The following is a 1042-nucleotide window of genomic DNA, read 5'->3' as shown; positions in this document are numbered from 1 at the left end:
ACCCTTACCCCGGGACAACCACCGCCCGGGCTGGACTACCTTCCTGCGTCACCCCATCACTTACCTACTACAGGTCCGGGCCGTCGGCTCCACCACTTTCCATTCCCCGAAGGGTCCGGAACGGCTTCACGGACTTAGCATCGCCTGGTTCGATATTTGACGCTTCACAGCGGGTACCGGAATATCAACCGGTTATCCATCGACTACGCCTGTCGGCCTCGCCTTAGGTCCCGACTTACCCTGGGCAGATCAGCTTGACCCAGGAACCCTTAGTCAATCGGCGCACACGTTTCTCACGTGTGTATCGCTACTCATGCCTGCATTCTCACTCGTGAACCGTCCACCACTAGCTTCCGCTGCGGCTTCACCCGGCACACGACGCTCCCCTACCCATCCATACTCCCGTTGGGGATATGTGTATGAATGACACGACTTCGGCGGTACGCTTGAGCCCCGCTACATTGTCGGCGCGGAATCACTAGACCAGTGAGCTATTACGCACTCTTTCAAGGGTGGCTGCTTCTAAGCCAACCTCCTGGTTGTCTCTGCGACTCCACATCCTTTCCCACTTAGCGTACGCTTAGGGGCCTTAGTCGATGCTCTGGGCTGTTTCCCTCTCGACCATGGAGCTTATCCCCCACAGTCTCACTGCCGTGCTCTCACTTACCGGCATTCGGAGTTTGGCTAAGGTCAGTAACCCGGTAGGGCCCATCGCCTATCCAGTGCTCTACCTCCGGCAAGAAACACACGACGCTGCACCTAAATGCATTTCGGGGAGAACCAGCTATCACGGAGTTTGATTGGCCTTTCACCCCTAACCACAGGTCATCCCCCAGGTTTTCAACCCTGGTGGGTTCGGTCCTCCACGACCTCTTACAGCCGCTTCAACCTGCCCATGGCTAGATCACTCCGCTTCGGGTCTTGAGCGCGCTACTATATCGCCCTATTCGGACTCGCTTTCGCTACGGCTTCCCCACACGGGTTAACCTCGCAACACACCGCAAACTCGCAGGCTCATTCTTCAAAAGGCACGCAGTCACGA

At 57.1% G+C, this 1042-nt stretch carries 1 rRNA gene; it reads right to left on the bottom strand.

Annotation, left to right across the window (positions count from 1 at the left end):
- Positions 1-1042 (bottom strand): 23S ribosomal RNA (locus ABZS97_RS44045); the annotation flags it as partial.

Origin of the sequence: Streptomyces sp. NPDC005485 (assembly GCF_040606085.1) — a bacterium.
In the GTDB taxonomy this organism is placed as follows: domain Bacteria; phylum Actinomycetota; class Actinomycetes; order Streptomycetales; family Streptomycetaceae; genus Streptomyces.
Note: the sequence above shows the minus strand (reverse complement) of the source record. Positions and strands in the feature narration are given on the sequence as shown.